This is a genomic window from Streptomyces sp. NPDC031479 (assembly GCF_055581065.1).
Map to the genome: position 1 here is coordinate 25,797 of NZ_JBVIKC010000043.1, position 15,466 is coordinate 41,262.

The 15,466-nt window shown below is 70.3% G+C and carries 13 protein-coding genes; all 13 read right to left on the reverse strand.

Annotation, left to right across the window (positions count from 1 at the left end):
- Positions 1 to 4 precede the first annotated feature (4 nt).
- From nuoN to ACZ5D2_RS32725, 13 genes are read right to left on the reverse strand one after another with little or no spacing between them, the layout of a single operon-like run.
- Positions 5 to 1,660: an NADH-quinone oxidoreductase subunit NuoN gene (gene nuoN, locus ACZ5D2_RS32665; protein ID WP_371677193.1), complete on the reverse strand. Its 1,656-nt coding sequence runs from the start codon at positions 1,658 to 1,660 to the stop codon at positions 5 to 7.
- On the reverse strand, positions 1,657 to 3,249 hold the full coding sequence (locus tag ACZ5D2_RS32670) for an NADH-quinone oxidoreductase subunit M (RefSeq protein ID WP_371677194.1): 1,593 nt from the start codon (positions 3,247 to 3,249) through the stop codon (positions 1,657 to 1,659). Before ACZ5D2_RS32670 ends, nuoN begins: the two co-directional genes overlap by 4 nt.
- A 1-nt stretch (position 3,250) precedes the next feature.
- Entirely contained in the window at positions 3,251 to 5,146 is a 1,896-nt protein-coding gene (nuoL, locus tag ACZ5D2_RS32675) for an NADH-quinone oxidoreductase subunit L (RefSeq protein ID WP_371677195.1), read from the reverse strand.
- Positions 5,147 to 5,158: 12 nt separating this feature from the next.
- A complete protein-coding gene (gene nuoK / locus ACZ5D2_RS32680) occupies positions 5,159 to 5,458 on the reverse strand; it encodes an NADH-quinone oxidoreductase subunit NuoK (protein ID WP_243629856.1) in 300 nt (99 codons plus the stop codon).
- Complete coding sequence (locus ACZ5D2_RS32685) at positions 5,455 to 6,270, reverse strand: NADH-quinone oxidoreductase subunit J (protein ID WP_468934419.1); 816 nt, start codon at positions 6,268 to 6,270, stop codon at positions 5,455 to 5,457. Before ACZ5D2_RS32685 ends, nuoK begins: the two co-directional genes overlap by 4 nt.
- Positions 6,267 to 6,800 (reverse strand): NADH-quinone oxidoreductase subunit NuoI, encoded by a 534-nt coding sequence (gene nuoI / locus ACZ5D2_RS32690; protein WP_371681191.1) that lies wholly within the window; start codon positions 6,798 to 6,800, stop codon positions 6,267 to 6,269. The genes ACZ5D2_RS32685 and nuoI overlap by 4 nt, the downstream gene beginning before the upstream one ends.
- Positions 6,801 to 6,860: 60 nt before the next feature.
- The gene (gene nuoH, locus ACZ5D2_RS32695) at positions 6,861 to 8,219 is read right to left on the reverse strand and encodes an NADH-quinone oxidoreductase subunit NuoH (protein ID WP_371677197.1); all 1,359 of its coding nucleotides are present in this window, start codon (positions 8,217 to 8,219) and stop codon (positions 6,861 to 6,863) included.
- Positions 8,216 to 10,729 carry an NADH-quinone oxidoreductase subunit G gene (locus ACZ5D2_RS32700; RefSeq protein WP_468934423.1) on the reverse strand — a complete coding sequence of 838 codons (2,514 nt, stop codon included), beginning with the start codon at positions 10,727 to 10,729 and terminating at the stop codon, positions 8,216 to 8,218. The genes nuoH and ACZ5D2_RS32700 overlap by 4 nt, the downstream gene beginning before the upstream one ends.
- Positions 10,726 to 12,105, reverse strand: coding sequence for an NADH-quinone oxidoreductase subunit NuoF (gene nuoF / locus ACZ5D2_RS32705; protein WP_371677199.1), 1,380 nt, complete (start codon positions 12,103 to 12,105; stop codon positions 10,726 to 10,728). Before nuoF ends, ACZ5D2_RS32700 begins: the two co-directional genes overlap by 4 nt.
- Positions 12,105 to 12,854 carry an NADH-quinone oxidoreductase subunit NuoE gene (nuoE, locus tag ACZ5D2_RS32710; RefSeq protein ID WP_371677200.1) on the reverse strand — a complete coding sequence of 250 codons (750 nt, stop codon included), beginning with the start codon at positions 12,852 to 12,854 and terminating at the stop codon, positions 12,105 to 12,107. The genes nuoF and nuoE overlap by 1 nt, the downstream gene beginning before the upstream one ends.
- Entirely contained in the window at positions 12,851 to 14,185 is a 1,335-nt protein-coding gene (locus ACZ5D2_RS32715) for an NADH-quinone oxidoreductase subunit D (RefSeq protein ID WP_371677201.1), read from the reverse strand. Before ACZ5D2_RS32715 ends, nuoE begins: the two co-directional genes overlap by 4 nt.
- Positions 14,185 to 14,907 carry an NADH-quinone oxidoreductase subunit C gene (locus ACZ5D2_RS32720; RefSeq protein ID WP_371677202.1) on the reverse strand — a complete coding sequence of 241 codons (723 nt, stop codon included), beginning with the start codon at positions 14,905 to 14,907 and terminating at the stop codon, positions 14,185 to 14,187. The genes ACZ5D2_RS32715 and ACZ5D2_RS32720 overlap by 1 nt, the downstream gene beginning before the upstream one ends.
- On the reverse strand, positions 14,904 to 15,458 hold the full coding sequence (locus ACZ5D2_RS32725; RefSeq protein WP_007265818.1) for a NuoB/complex I 20 kDa subunit family protein: 555 nt from the start codon (positions 15,456 to 15,458) through the stop codon (positions 14,904 to 14,906). Before ACZ5D2_RS32725 ends, ACZ5D2_RS32720 begins: the two co-directional genes overlap by 4 nt.
- Between the last annotated feature and the right edge of the window lie 8 nt (positions 15,459 to 15,466).

Below are 15,466 nucleotides of genomic sequence, written 5' to 3' on the forward strand. Positions count from 1 at the left end.
AGGGTCAGCGCACGAACGTGCTCGCCTGGCCCGCCAGGTCCAGGAAGTACTGCGGGGCCAGACCCAGGACCAGGGTGACGGCCACGCCGACCGCGATGGTCGTCATCGTCAGCGGCGAGGGGACGGCCACGGTCGGGCCGTCGGCCTTCGGCTCGCTGAAGAACATCAGCACGATCACCCGGATGTAGAAGAACGCGGCGATCGCGGACGAGATCACACCGACCACGACCAGCACCCCCGCGCCGCCCTCCGCCGCCGCCTTGAACACGGCGAACTTGCCCGCGAAGCCGGAGGTCAGCGGGATGCCGGCGAAGGCCAGCAGGAACACCGCGAACACGGCGGCGGTGAGCGGCGAACGCCGTCCCAGTCCCGCCCACTTCGACAGGTGAGTGGCCTCGCCGCCCGCGTCGCGCACCAGCGTGACCACCGCGAAGGCGCCGATCGTCACGAAGGAGTAGGCCAGCAGGTAGAACAGGACGGACTGGACGCCCTCCGCCGAGGTCGCGATCACACCGGCCAGGATGAAGCCCGCGTGCGCGATCGAGGAGTACGCCAGGAGCCGCTTCACGTCGGTCTGGGTCACGGCGATCACCGCGCCCGCCAGCATCGTGACGATCGCGACGCCCCACATCACCGGCCGCCAGTCCCAGCGCAGACCGGGGAGGACCACGTAGAGCAGGCGCAGCAGCGCGCCGAAGGCGGCCACCTTGGTCGCGGCGGCCATGAAGCCGGTGACCGGGGTCGGGGCGCCCTGGTAGACGTCCGGGGTCCACATGTGGAAGGGGACCGCGCCGACCTTGAAGAGCAGGCCCATCAGGATCAGCGCACCGCCGATCAGCAGCAGCGCGTCGTTGCCCATGGTGGAGGCCAGGGCCGGGTCGAGCTTGGCGACGGTGCCGTCGACCACGTCGGCGATCACCGCGTAGGAGACCGAGCCCGCGTAGCCGTAGATCAGCGCGATGCCGAAGAGGAGGAAGGCGGAGGAGAACGCGCCGAGCAGGAAGTACTTGACCGCGGCCTCCTGCGACATCAGCCGCTGGCGGCGGGCGACGGCGCAGAGCAGGTACAGCGGGAGGGAGAAGACCTCCAGCGCGATGAACAGCGTCAGCAGGTCGTCGGCCGCCGGGAAGATCAGCATGCCGGCGATCGCGAACAGGGCCAGCGGGAACACCTCGGTGGTGGTGAACCCGGCCTTGACGGCGGCCTTCTCGCTCTCGCTGCCCGGTACCGACGCGGCCTGCGCGGCGAAGGAGTCCACCCGGTTGCCGTGCGCCGCCGGGTCCAGGCGGCGCTCGGCGAAGGTGAACACGGCCACGATCGAGGCCAGCAGGATCGTGCCCTGGAGGAACAGGGCCGGGCCGTCCACGGCGATCGCGCCCATGGCCGCGATGTGGGCCTTGGTGCTGCCGTAGCCGCCGGCGGCGAGGCCGACGACCGCCGCGAAGGCCGAGGCCAGCGCGGCGACGGCCAGGAACACCTGGACGAGGTAACGGGACTTGCGCGGGACGAAGGCCTCGACGAGGACTCCGACGACGGCCGCGCCCACCACGATCAGCGTGGGCGCCAGCTGCGCGTACTCGATGTGCGGGGCCGGGATCTTGTCGGCCGGTCCGTTGGCCGCCAGGTTCAGCAGGGCCTGGGCAGCAGTCGCGGTGCTCACTTGGCCGCCTCCCCATTCTTGGCCTCGACGGCCACCTCGGGCTTCGGGTCGGTCTGCTTCACGTCCGACATGGTGTGCTCCACCGCCGGGTTGACGATGTCGGTGAGCACCTTCGGGTAGACGCCCAGTCCGATCAGCAGCGCGATCAGCGGGGCGACCACGAGGACCTCGCGCAGGCGCAGGTCCCGCATGCCGGAGACCTCCTCCTTGACGGGGCCGGTCATGGTGCGCTGGTACAGGACCAGGGTGTAGAGCGCCGCCAGCACGATGCCGACGGTGGCGATGATCCCGACGACCGGGTAGCGGGCGAACGTGCCGACCAGTACCAGGAACTCGCTGACGAAGGGCGCCAGGCCCGGCAGGGAGAGGGTGGCGAGGCCGCCGATCAGGAAGGTGCCGGCGAGGACCGGGGCCACCTTCTGGACGCCGCCGTAGTCGGCGATGAGCCGCGAGCCGCGCCGGGAGATCAGGAATCCGGCGACCAGCATCAGCGCGGCCGTCGAGATCCCGTGGTTGACCATGTAGAGCGTCGCGCCCGACTGGCCCTGGGAGGTCATCGCGAAGATGCCCAGGATGATGAAGCCGAAGTGCGAGATCGACGCGTACGCGACCAGCCGCTTGATGTCCCGCTGTCCGACCGCGAGGAGCGCGCCGTAGACGATGCTGATCAGGGCCAGGACGAGGATCACCGGGGTGGCCCACTTGCTGGCGTCGGGGAAGAGCCCGAGGCAGAAGCGGAGCATCGCGAAGGTGCCGACCTTGTCGACGACCGCGGTGATCAGGACGGCGACCGGGGCGGTGGACTCGCCCATCGCGTTCGGCAGCCAGGTGTGCAGCGGCCACAGCGGGGCCTTCACCGCGAAGGCGAAGAAGAAGCCGAGGAAGAGGAGCCGCTCGGTGTTGGTGGCCATGTCGAGGGTGCCGGCGGCGCGGGCGGCGGTGATCTCCTGGAGGGAGAAGTTCCCGGCGACCACGTACAGCCCGATGACGGCGGCCAGCATGATCAGACCGCCGACCAGGTTGTAGAGGAGGAACTTGACCGCCGCGTAGGAGCGCTGCGCGGCCGCGTTCTCGTCGGTGCCCGCGTGGGCCCGGTCCCCGAAGCCGCCGATGAGGAAGTACATCGGGATGAGCATGGCTTCGAAGAAGATGTAGAAGAGGAAGACGTCGGTGGCCTCGAAGGAGATGATCACCATCGCCTCGACCATCAGGATCAGGGCGAAGAAGCCCTGCGTCGGCCGCCAGCGCGAGTTCGACGTCTCCAGAGGGTCGGCGTCGTTCCAGCCGGCGCCGATGACGAAGGGGATCAGCACGGCGGTGAGCGCGATCAGCGCCACCCCGATGCCGTCGACGCCCACTTCGTAGCGGACGCCGAAGTCCTGGATCCAGGCGTGGGACTCGGTGAGCTGGTAGCGGTCGCCACCGGGCTCGAAGCGGACCGCGACCAGCACGGCCAGGGCCAGCGTGGCCAGGGAGAACAGCAGCGCGAGCCACTTGGCGGCGGTCCTGCGGGCGGCCGGGACGGCCGCCGTGAGGACCGCGCCGACCGCGGGCACGGCCGCCGTCACCGTCAGAAGCGGGAAACTCATCTCACACCGCCCTCATCAGCAGGGTCGCGGCGATCAGGATCGCCGTGCCCCCGAACATCGAGACCGCGTAGCTGCGGGCGTAGCCGTTCTGCAGCTTGCGCAGCCGGCCCGAGAGCCCGCCGACCGAGGCGGCCGTCCCGTTGACGACTCCGTCGACCAGGCTGTGGTCCACGTAGACGAGCGAGCGGGTCAGGTGCTCTCCGCCGCGCACCAGCACGACGTGGTTGAAGTCGTCCTGGTACAGGTCGCGGCGGGCAGCCCGGGTGAGGAGCGAGCCGCGCGGGGCGACGACCGGGACGGGCTTGCGGCCGTACATCCCCCAGGCGATGGCGACACCGATCACCAGGACCACCATGGTGGACAGGGTGACCGTCAGGGCGCTGATCGGCGGGTTGCCGTGCGCGTCCCCGGTGACCGGCTCCAGCCAGTCCACGAACCGGTCGCCGATCGAGAAGAACCCGCCCGCGAAGACCGAGCCGAAGGCGAGCACGACCATCGGGACGGTCATGGACTTCGGGGACTCGTGCGGGTGCGGGGGGTGGCCTTCCGCGTCCGGCTGCCAGCGCTTCTCGCCGAAGAAGGTGAGGAGCATGACCCGGGTCATGTAGAAGGCGGTGATCGCCGCGCCCAGCAGGGCCACTCCACCGAGGATCCAGCCCTCGGTGCCGCCCTTCGCGAAGGCCGCCTCGATGATCTTGTCCTTGGAGAAGAAGCCCGACAGTCCCGGGAAGCCGATGATGGCGAGGTAGCCGAGGCCGAAGGTCGCGAAGGTGACCGGCATGTACGTCCGCAGGCCGCCGTACCTGCGCATGTCCACCTCGTCGTTCATCCCGTGCATCACGGAACCGGCGCCGAGGAAGAGGCCCGCCTTGAAGAAGCCGTGCGTGACCAGGTGCATGATCGCGAAGATGTAGCCGATCGGGCCGAGGCCCGCCGCGAGGATCATGTAGCCGATCTGCGACATCGTGGACCCGGCGAGGGCCTTCTTGATGTCGTCCTTCGCGCAACCGACGATCGCACCGAAGAGCAGCGTGACCGCGCCGACGACCGTGACCACCAGCTGGGCGTCCGGCGCCCCGTTGAAGATCGCGGCCGAGCGGACGATCAGGTAGACGCCGGCGGTGACCATGGTCGCCGCGTGGATCAGGGCCGAGACCGGGGTCGGGCCCTCCATCGCGTCGCCGAGCCAGGACTGCAGCGGCACCTGCGCCGACTTGCCGCAGGCGGCCAGCAGCAGCATCAGGCCGATGGCCGTCAGCTTGCCCTCGGTGGCCCCGCCGACCGCTGCGAAGAGCGGCTCGAAGGCGAAGGTGCCGAACGTGGTGAACATCAGCATGATCGCGATCGACAGGCCGATGTCACCGACGCGGTTGACCAGGAAGGCCTTCTTCGCTGCCGTGGCCGCGCTGGGCTTGTGCTGCCAGAACCCGATCAGCAGGTACGAGGCCAGGCCCACGCCCTCCCAGCCGAAGTACAGCAGGAGGTAGTTGTCGGCGAGGACGAGCAGCAGCATCGCCGCGACGAACAGGTTGAGGTAGCCGAAGAAGCGGCGGCGGCGCTCGTCGTGCTCCATGTAGCCGATGGAGTAGATGTGGATGAGCGTGCCCACGCCGGAGATCAGCAGGACGAAGGTCATCGACAGCTGGTCCAGCTGGAACGCCATGTCCGCCTGGAAGCCCTCCACCGGGATCCAGGTGTACAGGAACTGGTGCAGGGTCCGGTCATCGGCGCTGCGGCCCAGCATGTCGGCGAACAGGACGACGCCGATGCCGAAGGATACGGCGGCGAACAGGGTGCCGAGCCAGTGCCCGGCTTTGTCGAGGCGCCGGCCGCCGCAGAGCAGCACCACCGCTCCGAGCAGGGGCGCCGCGATCAGCAGCGCAATCAGATTCTCCACGGTGAGCGCCCCTTACAGCTTCATCAGGCTGGCGTCGTCGACCGAGGCCGAGTGGCGGGTACGGAACAGCGACACGATGATCGCGAGGCCCACCACGACCTCCGCGGCGGCGACGACCATCGTGAAGAACGCGATGATCTGGCCGTCGAGGTTGCCGTGCATCCGGGAGAAGGCCACGAACGCGAGGTTGCACGCGTTGAGCATCAGCTCGATGCACATGAACAGCACGATCGCGTTCTTCCGGATCAGCACACCGGAGGCGCCGATGGTGAACAGCAGGGCCGCCAGGTACAGGTAGTTGACCGGGTTCACTTCGAGGCCTCCTCACGGCCGAGGCGCTCCGCGGAGCGCTGCTCCAGCGCCTTGAGGTCGTCCAGGGCCTGGCCCGACACGTCGCGGACCTGCCCGCGGGCCCGCAGCGTCTTGCTGACGGTCAGCTCGGACGGGGTGCCGTCCGGGAGCAGGCCGGCCACGTCGACCGCGTTGTGCCGGGCGTAGACGCCGGGGGCCGGCAGCGGCGGGAGCTGCACGCCCTCGCGCACGCGCTTCTCGGCGAGTTCGCGCTGGGTGGCGGCCCGCTCGGTGCGCTCGCGGTGGGTGAGCACCATCGCGCCGACGGCCGCCGTGATCAGCAGGGCGCCGGTGATCTCGAAGGCGAAGATGTAGCGGGTGAAGATCAGCTCGGCCAGGCCCTGGACGTGTCCGGCGGAGTTCACCCGGCCGAGCCCGTTGAAGTGGGTGAGCCCGGCGTTGGCGATGCCGGCGATCAGCAGGATGCCGAAGCCGAGCCCGCACAGGACGGCGTACCAGCGCTGCCCCTTGAGGGTTTCCTTGAGCGAGTCCGCCGCCGTGACGCCGACGAGCATGACCACGAAGAGGAAGAGCATCATGATGGCGCCGGTGTAGACGATGACCTGGACGACGCCCAGGAAGTACGCCCCGTTGGCGAGGTAGAACACCGCCAGGATGATCATCGTCCCGGCGAGGCAGAGGGCGCTGTGGACGGCCTTGCGCATCAGGACCGTGCACAGCGCGCCGATGACGGCGACGGTGCCCAGCACCCAGAACTGCACCGCCTCGCCCGTGGAGGTGAGGGTGGCGCCGGAGGCGGCGAGGGCGCTCATGCCTGCACCTCCTCGGCGGAGCCGGCGGCCGTCTCGCCCTTGGAGACCGCCACCTGCCGGACCGTGCCCGGGGCTGCGCCCGTCACCAGTCCCCGGTAGTAGTCCTGCTCGTCCGTCCCCGGGAAGATCGAGTGCGGGGTCTCCACCATGCCCTCGGTCAGACCCGCGAGGAGCTGCTCCTTGGTGTAGATCAGCGCCTCGCGGCTGGAGTCGGCGAGCTCGAACTCGTTCGTCATCGTCAGCGCCCGGGTGGGGCAGGCCTCGATGCACAGCCCGCACAGGATGCAGCGGGCGTAGTTGATCTGGTAGACCCGCCCGTACCGCTCGCCCGGGGAGTAGCGCTCCTCCTCGGTGTTGTCCGCGCCCTCCACGTAGATCGCGTCGGCGGGACAGGCCCAGGCGCACAGCTCGCACCCGATGCACTTCTCCAGACCGTCGGGGTGGCGGTTGAGCTGGTGCCGTCCGTGGAAGCGCGGAGCGGTGGTCTTCTCCTGCTCCGGGTACTGCTCGGTGAGGCGCTTCTTGAACATGGCCTTGAAGGTCACGCCGAACCCGGCCACCGGGTTCTGCCACTTTTCCTCAGACACGTCTCAACCCTCCTCTCGGTCGCTGTCGGGGTTCGCCCCGCCGCTGACGATCAGCTCCCGCTCCGCGCGGGGCCGCCGGCGCGGTACGGGCGCCAGGTGCTGGCCGGGCTTGGGCGGTACGGGGAACCCGCCCGCCATCGGGTCGAAGGTCCCGGCCGCCGCGGCCTCGCCGGCCTCCTCGGCCGCCGCCTTCTCCCGCTTGTCGCGGAAGAGGTCCGCGACGAAGGAGAGCAGCAGGATCGCGACGACCGCCCCGCCCACGTAGAGGACGATCTCGCTGAAGTCGTAGCGCTCGTTGCGCAGCGCCCGGACGGTGGCGACCAGCATCAGCCACACCACGGAGACCGGGATCAGCACCTTCCAGCCGAGCTTCATCAGCTGGTCGTAGCGCACGCGGGGCAGCGTGCCGCGCAGCCAGATGAAGAAGAACAGCAGCAGCTGCACCTTGATGACGAACCAGAGCATCGGCCACCAGCCGTGGTTCGCGCCCTCCCAGAAGTGGCTGATCGGGTACGGGGCCCGCCAGCCGCCCAGGAAGAGGGTGACCGAGACCGCCGAGACGGTGACCATGTTGACGTACTCGGCCAGCATGAACAGCGCGAACTTGATGGAGGAGTACTCGGTGTTGAACCCGCCGACCAGGTCGCCCTCGGACTCCGGCATGTCGAAGGGGGCGCGGTTGGTCTCGCCGACCATCGTGATGACGTAGATGATGAAGGACACCGGCAGCAGCACGATGTACCAGCGGTCCGCCTGCGCCTCCACGATCGCCGAGGTCGACATCGACCCGGAGTAGAGGAACACCGAGGCGAAGGCCGCGCCCATCGCGATCTCGTACGAGATCATCTGCGCGCAGGAGCGCAGGCCGCCGAGGAGCGGGTACGTGGAGCCGGAGGACCAGCCCGCGAGCACGATGCCGTAGATGCCGACGGAGGCCACGGCGAGGACGTAGAGCATCGCGATGGGCAGGTCGGTCAGCTGCATCGTGGTGCGCTGCCCGAAGATGGACACCTGGTCGTCGGCCGGGCCGAAGGGGATCACCGCGATGGCCATGAAGGCCGGGATCGCCGCGATGATCGGGGCCAGGACGTAGACGACCTTGTCGGCCCGCTTGACGATCAGGTCTTCCTTCAGCATCAGTTTGACCCCGTCGGCGAGCGACTGGAGCATGCCCCAGGGCCCGTGCCGGTTGGGGCCGATGCGCAGCTGCATCCAGGCGACGACCTTGCGCTCCCACACGATGGAGAAGAGCACGGTCACCATCAGGAAGGCGAAGCAGAACACCGCCTTGACGAGGACCAGCCACCAGACGTCCCTGCCGAACAGGGAGAGGTCCTCGGCAGCGAGCTGTACCGCGTTCACGCGCCCACCTCCGCATCGGGGTCGCTGCTGTCGGCCGGGGTCGCCGGGCCGATCCGCACGAGGGTGCCCGGACGGGCGCCGGTGTCGGCGAGGACGCCGCGGCCGGAGGAGTTCAGCGGGAGCCAGACCACCCGGTCGGGCATCCCGGTGACCTTCAGCGGGAGTTCCACCGAGCCGGCCGGGCCGGTCACGGCGAGGACGTCGCCGTCCTTGACGCCGGTCTCGGCGGCCGTGGCGGCCGACAGCCGGGCGTTCGCCTCGTGCCGGGTGCCGGCCAGGGCGTCGTCGCCCTCCTGGAGCAGGCCCCGGTCCAGCAGCAGCCGGTGACCCGCGAGGACCGCCTCGCCCGCGCCGGGGCGGGGCAGCGGCTCGGTGGCCGTGGACTGCTCCGCCGCGAGCTCCCCCTCCCAGGGACCGAGCCGCTCCAGCTCGCGCCGTACGGCGTGTACGTCGGGCAGCGCGATCGGCCGGTCGGCCGCGTCGGCCAGCATGTGCAGCACCCGGGCGTCGGCGGGGGCGAGCCGGCGGGTCATCTGGTCGGGCTTGAGGGCGGCCTCGAACGGCCGGACCCGGCCTTCCCAGTTGATGAACGTGCCGGTCTTCTCGGCGACGGCGGCGACCGGCAGGACCACGTCCGCGTGATCGGTGACCTCGCCGGGCCGCAGTTCCAGGGAGACCACGAAGGCCTCCTCCAGGGCGGTCCTGGCCCGCCGCGGGTCCGGCAGGTCGGCGAGCTCGACGCCCGCGACCAGCAGGGCGGACAGCTCGCGGGTGGCGGCCGCCTCCACGATCTGCCCGGTGTCCCGGCCGTAGCGGTGCGGGAGTTCGTCCAGCCCCCAGGCGGTGGCGACCTCGGCTCGGGCCCGCGGGTCGGTGGCCGGGCGGCCGCCCGGCAGCAGGGACGGCAGCGCACCCGCCTCGACGGCGGCCCGCTCCCCCGCCCGGCGCGGGATCCACACCAGCCGGGCCCCGGTCGCCGTCGCGGCCCGGACGGCTGCGGTCAGCGCGCCGGGCACGCCCGCCAGGCGCTCCCCGACCACGAGGACCGAGCCGGGCCGGCGCAGCGCCTCGGCGGCTTCGTCGCCGCCGGCCTCCAGCCCGGTCCGGGTCGCGAGGGCGTCCAGCCACTCGGGCTCGGTGCCGGGGGCGGCGGCCAGCAGGGTGCCGCCCGCCTTGGCGAGGCCGCGGGTGGCGAAGGGGGCCAGGGCGAAGGTCCGCTGCTTGTGCCTGCGGTGGGCCTTGCGCAGCCGCAGGAAGACCCCGGGGGCCTCCTCCTCGGCCTCGATCCCGGCGAGCAGCACGGTGGGCGCCGCTTCCAGGGAGGCGTACGTGACGCCCGTGCCGTCGAGGTCCTTGCCGGTGCCCGCCACGGTGGCGGCCAGGAAGTCGGCCTCCTCCGCGCTGTGCACCCGGGCCCGGAAGTCGATGTCGTTGGTGTCGAGCACGACCCGGGCGAACTTGGCGTACGCGTAGGCGTCCTCGACGGTGAGCCGGCCTCCGGTCAGCACCCCGGCCCGGCCGCGCGCGGCGGCCAGTCCCTTCGCGGCGGCCTCCAGGGCCTCCGGCCAGCTCGCCGGGGCGAGGACGCCGTCGGCGCCGCGCACCAGCGGGGTGGTCAGCCGGTCCGGGCGCTGCGCGTAGCGGAACCCGAAGCGGCCCTTGTCGCAGATCCACTCCTCGTTGACCTCGGGGTCCTCGGCGGCGAGGCGGCGCAGCACCTTGCCGCGCCGGTGGTCGGTCCGGGTCGCGCAGCCGCCCGCGCAGTGCTCGCACACGCTCGGGGAGGAGACGAGGTCGAAGGGGCGGGAGCGGAAGCGGTAGGCGGCCGAGGTGAGGGCGCCGACGGGGCAGATCTGGATGGTGTTGCCGGAGAAGTACGACTGGAAGGGGTCGCCCTCGCCGATGCCGACCTGCTGGAGCGCGCCGCGTTCCAGCAGCTCAATCATGGGGTCACCGGCGATCTCGTTGGAGAAGCGGGTGCAGCGCGCGCACAGCACGCACCGCTCGCGGTCCAGGAGCACCTGCGTGGAGATCGCGACGGGCTTCTCGTAGGTGCGCTTGTGGCCCTCGAAGCGCGATTCGGCGTTGCCGTGGGACATCGCCTGGTTCTGCAGGGGGCATTCGCCGCCCTTGTCGCAGACGGGGCAGTCCAGCGGGTGGTTGATGAGCAGCAGCTCCATCACCCCGCGCTGGGCCTTGTCGGCGACCGGGGAGGTGAGCTGGGTCTTGACGACCATGCCGTCGGTGCAGGTGATCGTGCAGGAGGCCATCGGCTTGCGCTGGCCCTCGACCTCGACGATGCACTGGCGGCAGGCGCCGGCCGGGGGGAGGAGGGGGTGGTCGCAGAACCGGGGGATCTCGATGCCGAGCTGTTCGGCGGCCCGGATGACGAGGGTGCCCTTGGGGACCGACAGTTCGAGCCCGTCGATGGTCAGGGACACCGTGTTCTCGTCCTGCGGCCGGCCGGCGGCCTCTCCGCCACCGGCCGGAGCGTTCGTGGCGACGGTCATGCGTTCACCTCCGAGTCAGCCCAGAGGGTCGACTTCTTGGGGTCGAAGGGGCAGCCCTTGCCCGTGATGTGCTGCTCGTACTCCGCGCGGAAGTACTTCAGCGAGGAGAAGATGGGGCTGGCGGCGCCGTCGCCGAGGGCGCAGAAGGACTTGCCGTTGATGTTGTCGGCGATGTCGTTCAGCTTGTCGAGGTCGGACATGACGCCCTTGCCGGCCTCGATGTCGCGCAGCAGCTGGACGAGCCAGTACGTGCCCTCGCGGCAGGGCGTGCACTTGCCGCAGGACTCGTGGGCGTAGAACTCGGTCCAGCGGGTGACGGCGCGCACCACGCAGGTGGTCTCGTCGAAGCACTGGAGGGCCTTGGTGCCGAGCATGGAGCCGGCCGCGCCGACGCCCTCGTAGTCCAGCGGGACGTCGAGGTGCTCGTCGGTGAACATGGGGGTGGAGGAGCCGCCGGGGGTCCAGAACTTCAGCCGGTGGCCGGGGCGCATGCCGCCGCTCATGTCGAGGAGCTGGCGCAGGGTGATGCCGAGGGGCGCCTCGTACTGGCCGGGGCCGGCGACGTGCCCGGACAGCGAGTAGAGGGTGAAGCCGGGGGACTTCTCCGTCCCCATCGCCTTGAACCAGTCCTTGCCCTTGTTGAGGATCGCGGGAACCGAGGCGATGGATTCGACGTTGTTGACGACAGTGGGGCACGCGTAGAGCCCCTCGACCGCGGGGAAGGGGGGACGCAGCCGGGGCTGACCGCGCCGGCCTTCGAGGGAGTCGAGCAGTGCCGTCTCCTCGCCGCAGATGTACGCGCCCGCTCCCGCGTGCACCGTGATGTCGAGGTCGCGTCCGCTGCCGCCGATGTCCTTGCCGAGGTACCCGGCCGCGTACGCCTCGCGCACGGCCTCGTGCAGGCGCCGCAGTACGGGGACGGTCTCGCCGCGCAGGTAGATGAAGGCGTGCTCCGACCGGATCGCGTAGCAAGCGATGATCATTCCCTCGATGAGGGAGTGCGGGTTGGCGAAGAGGAGGGGGATGTCCTTGCAGGTTCCCGGCTCCGACTCGTCCGCGTTCACGACGAGGTAGTGCGGCTTGCCGTCGCCCTGCGGGATGAACTGCCACTTCATTCCGGTGGGGAAGCCCGCGCCGCCACGGCCGCGCAGTCCGGAGTCCTTGACGTAGGCGATCACCTCGTCCGGGGTCATCGCGAGCGCCTTGCGCAGGCCCTCGTACCCCTCGTGACGCCGGTAGGTCTCCAGCGTCCACGACTCGGGCTCGTCCCAGAACGCCGACAGGACAGGTGCGAGGAGCTTCTCCGGGCTGGTCCCTCCCCCAGCCTCCGGCTGGGAGGTGCCCCCGTGCGTTTCCTTCGGAGTGGACACGCTCATCACTCCCCTCCCTCTGCGGTGGCTTCGCCGCGCGCCTCGCCGCGGGGGTGCACGACCGGAGCGTGCGGAGCCTCGCCGCGGGCGATGCGCAGTCCGATCAGGGAGGCGGGGCCGGCGCCGCCGCTCGCGGCCACCGCGCCCTCGCGCTCGTCCGGGAAGCCCGCCAGGATCCGGGCGGTCTCCTTGTACGTGCACAGCGGAGCGCCGCGGGTCGGTTCGACGGGGCGGCCGGCCAGCAGGTCGTCGACCAGGGCCTTGGCGGATTCGGGGGTCTGGTTGTCGAAGAACTCCCAGTTGACCATCACCACGGGGGCGTAGTCGCAGGCCGCGTTGCACTCGATGTGCTCCAGCGTCACCTTGCCGTCGGGGGTGGTCTCGTTGTTGCCGACCCCCAGGTGCTCCTTGAGCTCGTCGAAGATGGCGTCGCCGCCCATGACGGCGCACAGGGTGTTGGTGCAGACGCCGACCTGGTAGTCGCCGGAGGGCTTGCGCCGGTACATCGTGTAGAAGGTGGCGACCGCGGTGACCTCGGCGGTGGTCAGGCCCAGCACCTCGGCGCAGAAGCGGATACCGGTGCGCGAGACGTGGCCCTCCTCGGACTGCGTCAGGTGCAGCAGCGGCAGCAGCGCGGAGCGGCTGTCGGGGTAGCGGGCGATGACCTCGGCGGCGTCGGCCTCCAGCCGGGCTCGTACGTCGGCCGGGAAGTCGGGGGCCGGAAGCTGGGGCATCCCCAGACTGACGTCTGTCATCGGTCGACGCCTCCCATCACGGGGTCGATGGAGGCGACGGCGACGATGACGTCGGCGACCTGGCCGCCTTCGCACATCGCGGCCATGGCCTGCAGGTTGGTGAAGGACGGGTCGCGGAAGTGGACCCGGTAGGGGCGGGTTCCGCCGTCGGAGACGACGTGCACGCCGAGCTCGCCCTTGGGGGACTCGACGGCGGCGTACACCTGTCCGGCCGGTACCCGGAAGCCCTCGGTGACGAGCTTGAAGTGGTGGATGAGGGCCTCCATGGAGGTGCCCATGATGTTCTTGATGTGGTCGAGGGAGTTGCCGAGGCCGTCGGGTCCCATCGCGAGCTGGGCGGGCCAGGCGATCTTCTTGTCGGCGACCATGACCGGGCCGGGCTCCAGCCGGTCCAGGCACTGCTCGACGATCCGCAGGGACTGGCGCATCTCCTCCAGGCGGACCAGGAAGCGTCCGTAGGAGTCGCAGCTCTCGGTGGTGGGGACGTCGAACTCGTAGGTGTCGTAGCCGCAGTACGGGTCCGACTTGCGCAGGTCGTGCGGCAGCCCGGCCGAGCGCAGGATCGGGCCGGTGGCGCCCAGGGCCATGCAGCCGGTGAGGTCGAGGTAGCCGACGTCCTGCATGCGGGCCTTGAAGATGGGGTTGCCGGTGGCGAGCTTGTCGTACTCCGGCAGGTTCTTCTTCATGGTCTTCACGAACTCGCGCAGCTGGTCGACCGCGCCGGGGGGCAGGTCCTGGGCGAGGCCGCCGGGGCGGACGAACGCGTGGTTCATGCGCAGGCCGGTGATCAGCTCGAAGATGTCCAGGATCAGTTCGCGGTCCCGGAACCCGTAGATCATGATCGTGGTCGCGCCCAGCTCCATGCCGCCGGTGGCGATGCACACCAGGTGGGAGGAGAGCCGGTTGAGCTCCATCAGCAGGACGCGGATGACGGTGGCGCGGTCCGGGACCTGGTCGGTGATGCCGAGCAGCTTCTCGACGCCGAGGCAGTACGCCGTCTCGTTGAAGAACGGCGTCAGGTAGTCCATGCGCGTGACGAAGGTGGTGCCCTGCGTCCAGTTGCGGAATTCGAGGTTCTTCTCGATGCCGGTGTGCAGGTAGCCGATGCCGCAGCGGGCCTCGGTGACCGTCTCGCCGTCGATCTCCAGGATCAGCCGGAGCACCCCGTGGGTGGAGGGGTGCTGGGGGCCCATGTTGACGACGATGCGCTCGTCGTCCGCGCGGGCCGCCGACTGGACGATCTCGTCCCAGTCGCCGCCGGTGACGGTGTAGACGGTGCCCTCGGTGGTCTCGCGGGAGGACGCAGGGTGCGATGCGTTCGGGGTGTTCATCAGCTGTACGACCTCCGCTGGTCGGGAGCCGGGATCTGGGCGCCCTTGTACTCGACGGCGATGCCGCCGAGCGGGTAGTCCTTGCGCTGGGGGAAGCCCTGCCAGTCGTCCGGCATCATGATCCGCGTGAGGGCCGGGTGGCCGTCGAAGACGATCCCGAAGAAGTCGTAGGCCTCGCGCTCGTGCCAGTCGTTGGTCGGGTACACCGCCACCAGGGACGGGAGGTGCGGGTCGGCGTCGGGGACCGACACCTCCAGGCGGACGAGCCTGCCGTGGGTGAGCGAGCGCAGGTGGTAGACGGCGTGCAGCTCGCGGCCCTTGTCGCCGGGGAAGTGGACCCCGCTGACCCCGGTGCAGAGCTCGAAGCGCAGCGCCGGGTCGTCGCGCAGGGTGGAGGCCACCCGTACGAGGTGCTCGCGGGCGATGTGGAAGGTGAGCTCGCCGCGGTCCACCACGGTCTTCTCGATGGCGTGGGCGGGGAGCAGGTCCTGCTCCTCCAGGGCGCCTTCGAGCTCGTCGGCCACCTCGTCGAACCAGGAGCCGTAGGGGCGCGCGGACGCCCCGGGCAGGGCCACGGTGCGGACGAGGCCGCTGTAGCCGCTGGTGTCGCCGCCGTCCTCCGCCCCGAACATGCCCTTGCGGACGCCGATCACCTCGGGCCCGGCCGAGGTGCGGGGAGCGGGGACGTTGTTGCCGTTCTCGACGGCCGGGTCGTCGCTCACCGGAGCAGCCCCTTCATCTCGATGGTGGGGAGGGCCTTGAGGGCCGCCTCCTCCGCCTCGCGCGCCGCCTCTTCCCGGTTCACGCCGAGCTTGGAGCCCTGGATCTTCTGGTGGAGCTTGAGGATCGCGTCCATCAGCATCTCGGGGCGGGGCGGGCAGCCGGGGAGGTAGATGTCCACCGGGACGATGTGGTCGACGCCCTGGACGATCGCGTAGTTGTTGAACATTCCGCCCGAAGAGGCGCACACGCCCATGGAGATGACCCACTTCGGGGCGGGCATCTGGTCGTACACCTGGCGCAGCACCGGCGCCATCTTCTGGCTGACCCGTCCGGCGACGATCATCAGGTCGGCCTGGCGCGGGGAGCCGCGGAAGACCTCCATGCCGAAGCGGGCCAGGTCGTAGCGGCCGGCTCCGGTGGTCATCATCTCGATGGCGCAGCACGCCAGGCCGAAGGTGGCCGGGAAGACGGATGACTTGCGCACCCAGCCCGCGGCCTGTTCGACGGTGGTCAGCAGGAAGCCGCTCGGCAGCTTCTCTTCCAGTCCCATGGAAAATT

What these genes read in the sequence shown, in the direction of transcription:
- nuoI (WP_371681191.1), bottom strand. Translation starts at nt 6,800, where the DNA reads ATGTTCAAGAAGCGCCTCACCGAGCAGTACCCGGAGCAGGAGAAGACC.
- nuoE (WP_371677200.1), bottom strand. Translation starts at nt 12,854, where the DNA reads ATGACAGACGTCAGTCTGGGGATGCCCCAGCTTCCGGCCCCCGACTTC.
- ACZ5D2_RS32725 (WP_007265818.1), bottom strand. Translation starts at nt 15,458, where the DNA reads ATGGGACTGGAAGAGAAGCTGCCGAGCGGCTTCCTGCTGACCACCGTC.
- ACZ5D2_RS32700 (WP_468934423.1), bottom strand. Translation starts at nt 10,729, where the DNA reads ATGACCGTCGCCACGAACGCTCCGGCCGGTGGCGGAGAGGCCGCCGGC.
- ACZ5D2_RS32715 (WP_371677201.1), bottom strand. Translation starts at nt 14,185, where the DNA reads ATGAACACCCCGAACGCATCGCACCCTGCGTCCTCCCGCGAGACCACC.
- nuoF (WP_371677199.1), bottom strand. Translation starts at nt 12,105, where the DNA reads ATGAGCGTGTCCACTCCGAAGGAAACGCACGGGGGCACCTCCCAGCCG.
- ACZ5D2_RS32670 (WP_371677194.1), bottom strand. Translation starts at nt 3,249, where the DNA reads ATGAGTTTCCCGCTTCTGACGGTGACGGCGGCCGTGCCCGCGGTCGGC.
- ACZ5D2_RS32685 (WP_468934419.1), bottom strand. Translation starts at nt 6,270, where the DNA reads ATGAGCGCCCTCGCCGCCTCCGGCGCCACCCTCACCTCCACGGGCGAG.